A 4,008-nucleotide genomic window follows, 5' to 3' on the forward strand; every position below is an offset into this window, starting at 1 on the left:
TTTTAGTTAGTACATAGAGGCCAATGATAAGAATAAGTAACGCAACTAAATCGTATTCGTATACTTCCATACTTTTAAAGTCACTCCATAGTTTTGCTAATTTAGCGCAAAAATTTTAAATGTTCTCACTGGCATATAACACCCCGCATAGAGGGCAAGTTTATGGGTGCAGCTTTTGAGCGAAGCGAAATGCGCCCGTAAGCTTGTCCCAGCGACCGAAGGGAGTGAACTGATGCGTTTGTTAGCAAAGGTTGATTTAACCCGGTTTTGATTAAACATTTAATGCCTCCTTGCGTTAACCATTTAGGTAAAAATATACTCGTTTGAATCCAAAACAACAACTAATGTTAATCAGCGAAGACCAAACAGCGAATGCTCGCGAACCCGAAAATTATTCATTAAAAACAGATGAGAGGGACTCTTGAAAGAACGAGCCAGCAATTAGAGCTATTATCACAGCGATTTTTTACGGAACCCCAAAAAAAGAACATAGATACCAATTACCGAATTAATAATCGGCGTTAGTAACAATATAAACCCAAAAATCTTTAGCGTTATTTTGTACCACCTTGCATCAAATTTATATTTAATTGACGCCATTGAGCACATTAAAATCGGGATAATATAAAAAAGTACAGAAGCCATTTGAGACACCATAGAAGAACTTATTGCCCCAGCGATTACTCTTGGGTCGGCAGGTTCATTAAACACTAGGTTTTGCTGCAGAAGAGAAACCAAAGGAGCGTACAAGCTAAGAAAATCAACAATAGATATACTTAAAAACATACAACCTGCAACTGCAAACCATTTACTCAATTTTAATCCTCCAGCTTTAACGACAAAACCTAACACCCCGCATAGAGGGCAAGTTTATGGGTGCAGCTCTTGAGCGTAGCGAAATGCGCCCGTAAAGTTGTCCCAGCGACCGAAGGGAGTGAGCTAATGCGTTTGTTATAATTGGTTGAATTACTGCTATTTTGATAAAACAATCCATGCCTCCCTGCGTTAACCATTTAGGTAAAAATATACTCGTTTGAACTCAAAACAACAACTGAAGTTGACTAGCGAAGACCAAAAAACCAATGCTCGCGAACCCGAAAATAACTCATTAAAAACAGATGAGAGTGACTCTTGAGAGAACGAGCTTTCATTGCATTTTCTATACTAGGCCTCTGATAATATCCAATCGATTATCTGGCGCGTCTTTTGACATAAAATTTAGGATCGTGGACTCTGTTCTTCTTGGCCTAGATAAGAGCTCATAATGCCATTCAGCAATTCGCGTTTCTTTTTTATGAATAAATACACCTGGCTTAGGTTCATCTATGTATTCTTTTTGAAGGACTAAAGCTAACGGTGTTTCACAACCTAAGTTCTTCTTAGAAAACTCTAGTGCGTCCTCGCAGGTTTCAAATACTTAATAATAGTCGTTACCCTCATATAAGTCTGGTGCACCATTACTTGAGCTGCACCAAACTCTATATTCTAATACTGCATCCCAAACATATCCTCCGCCAGCTTTTGCTCTGGCTTCAAATGTTCCTACTAGGCTTGGATTTTCAACTGGCGGATAATTACTCATAACACCCCGCATAGAGGGCAAGTTTATGGGTGCAGCTCTTGAGCGTAGCGAAATGCGCCCGTAAAGTTGTCCCAGCGACCGAAGGGAGTGAACTGATGCGTTTGTTATGTAGCTTGAATTTATTACGGTTTTAACTAAACAATCCATGTCTCCCTGCGTTAACCATTTAGGTAAAAATATACTCGTTTGAGCTCAAAACAACAACTGATGTTGACCAGCGAAGACCAAACAGCGAATGCTCGCGAACCCGAAAATAACTCATTAAAAACAGATGAGCGTACCTTTTGAAAGGGAGAGCTTACTCTTAACAGTTATGTAGTAATTGTTTGCTATTTAAAAATTAATCCTACAAGCTCACTAACCCCAAAGCTAGCCAAAACCGTTAACAAAAGAACTAATAGTGCTTTAGACAGCAGAATAACCCCGCTTTTGAATCCAAAAAATCGAAATGCATATACAGGAACGCCAATAAAACCGAAAAACGCGCAACCCAATGGATAAAATTTTAAATTCGTTTTGTTGTGTTCTTTTCCATGTTGCTTACACCAGAAGAAAAGGCAAATAGCTATGGCTAGCGAATGAGGAAGAAAAGTAATATCGGGCTGACCAAATTCTAACAGGTAATACTGATCTGCTCCCGACGCAAATAAAAATGATATACACAGAAGCAATACCGTCTTATGTGAGCTTCTGATTCGACTATGCATAACACCCCGCATAGAGGGCAAGTTTATGGGTGCAGCTTTTGAGCGTAGCGAAATGCGCCCGTAAAGTTGTCCCAGCGACCGAAGGGAGTGAACTAATGCGTTTGTTATAACTGGTTGGATTATTGCGATATTGAATTAACAAACCTCACTCCTTTGATGTTGTTTGATGCTTTGTTTGAATGTAAACATTACCCAACTTTAACCGAAACAACAACTGAATTATCCTGGCGAAGACCAAACAACCAATGCGCGCGCACCCGAAATTAACTGGTTTAAAACCTTTGAGAATGACTCGTGAAAGAACGAGCTTGCACTGAACTTTCGCGACGAGAACAGATGTTTGTTAGCGGCAACCAAACTACTAATGCTCGCGAACATGGAAACCATTGTCTTACTGCTGAAGAATTTACAGTTACAGACGTCGAGCTTTTGAATGCGCTGATGAGGCAATAACCAAACACCGGCAGCCCGCGAACCACGGATAAGAAAAGCTAACGAAGCACCGCTTTTGGGCTTACGCCGCTTTCAGTTTTTTGTGTTACCGATAACACCCCGCATAGAGGGCAAGTTTATGGGTGCAGCTATTGAGCGAAGCGAAATGCGCCCGTAAAGTTGTCCCAGCGACCGGAGGGAGTGAACTGATGCGTTTGTTATAACTGGTTGGATTAATGCAATGTTGATTTAACAAACCTCACTCCTTTGATGTTGTTATTTGATACGTTGTTTGAAGTTAAACATTACCCAACTTTGACTGAAACAACAACTGAATTATCCTGGCGAAGACCAAACAGCGAATGCGCGCGCACCCGAAAACAACTTATTAAAAACAGATGAGAGTGACTCTTGAAAGAACGAGCATGAACTGAACTTTCGCGACGAGAACTTATGCATGTTAGCGGAAACCAAACGACAAATGCTCGCGAATATGGAAGCCACTGTCTTATTGTTGAAGGGTTCACAATTACAAACGTCAAGCCTGTGAATATATTGATGAGGCAATAACTCAATATCAGCATCCCACGAAGCTCGCATAAGAAAATCAACGAGTACCCATTTATAGCAGTCTAGGTTAAGTGATTTATTATGTTCTCTATTCAGTTTTTAGCAGATTTTTCAAGATCTATTACTTTTGTAACTGTGCCTTTCCCGACAGTTTTTGCGCCTTCTCGCACCAGAAACTCCATACCTTCGTAGAGTTTTTTGTGATGCAGTTTTGGACTCATAAATGCTAGATATGTTCTAACTGTTTCACCGGGTTTAACTGTCTCAACATCAGGATATTCCTGCCGAGCGTCGAAATCTAAGCCATCATAATAAAACTGCCCACGGTAACCACTGAATACTGGTGTGCTTCTACCTCCCTCGTTCGGGGTAAGAAAGTATATTTCTGCTTCAATATCTCTCGGTAGGGTCATTAATTTACGCATAACACCCCGCATAGAGGGCAAGTTTATGGGTGCAGCTTTTGAACGAAGTGAAATGCGCCCGTAAGCTTGTCCCAGCGACCGAAGGGAGTGAACTGATGCGATTGTTATAACTGGTTGGATTACTGCGATATTGAATTAACAAACCTCACTCCTTTGATGTTGTTATTTGATACGTTGTTTGAAGTTAAACATTACCCAACTTTGACTGAAACAACAACTGAATTATCCTGGCGAAGACCATACAGCAAATGCGCGCGCACCCGAAAATATCTTATTAAAAGCAGATGAGAGT

The 4,008-nt window shown here is 40.6% G+C and carries 3 protein-coding genes; all 3 read right to left on the minus strand.

Annotation, left to right across the window (positions count from 1 at the left end; translation table 11 throughout):
• Nucleotides 1–453: 453 nt before the first annotated feature.
• The 3 genes from ACKLNX_RS00185 to ACKLNX_RS00195 all read right to left on the minus strand — a co-directional run bounded on the left by ACKLNX_RS00185 (nucleotide 454) and on the right by ACKLNX_RS00195 (nucleotide 3,716).
• Entirely contained in the window at nucleotides 454–816 is a 363-nt protein-coding gene (locus ACKLNX_RS00185) for a hypothetical protein (RefSeq protein ID WP_412970786.1), read from the minus strand.
• 601 nt (nucleotides 817–1,417) lie between these two features.
• On the minus strand, nucleotides 1,418–1,582 hold the full coding sequence (locus ACKLNX_RS00190) for a hypothetical protein (RefSeq protein WP_412970787.1): 165 nt from the start codon (nucleotides 1,580–1,582) through the stop codon (nucleotides 1,418–1,420).
• Between the two features lie 1,801 nt (nucleotides 1,583–3,383).
• On the minus strand, nucleotides 3,384–3,716 hold the full coding sequence (locus ACKLNX_RS00195; protein WP_412970788.1) for a hypothetical protein: 333 nt from the start codon (nucleotides 3,714–3,716) through the stop codon (nucleotides 3,384–3,386).
• Nucleotides 3,717–4,008 lie beyond the last annotated feature (292 nt).

The sequence above is a fragment of the Glaciecola sp. MF2-115 genome (assembly GCF_047250385.1).
In the GTDB taxonomy this organism is placed as follows: domain Bacteria; phylum Pseudomonadota; class Gammaproteobacteria; order Enterobacterales; family Alteromonadaceae; genus Glaciecola.

What these genes read in the sequence shown, in the direction of transcription:
- ACKLNX_RS00190 (WP_412970787.1), bottom strand. Translation starts at nt 1,582, where the DNA reads ATGAGTAATTATCCGCCAGTTGAAAATCCAAGCCTAGTAGGAACATTT.
- ACKLNX_RS00195 (WP_412970788.1), bottom strand. Translation starts at nt 3,716, where the DNA reads ATGCGTAAATTAATGACCCTACCGAGAGATATTGAAGCAGAAATATAC.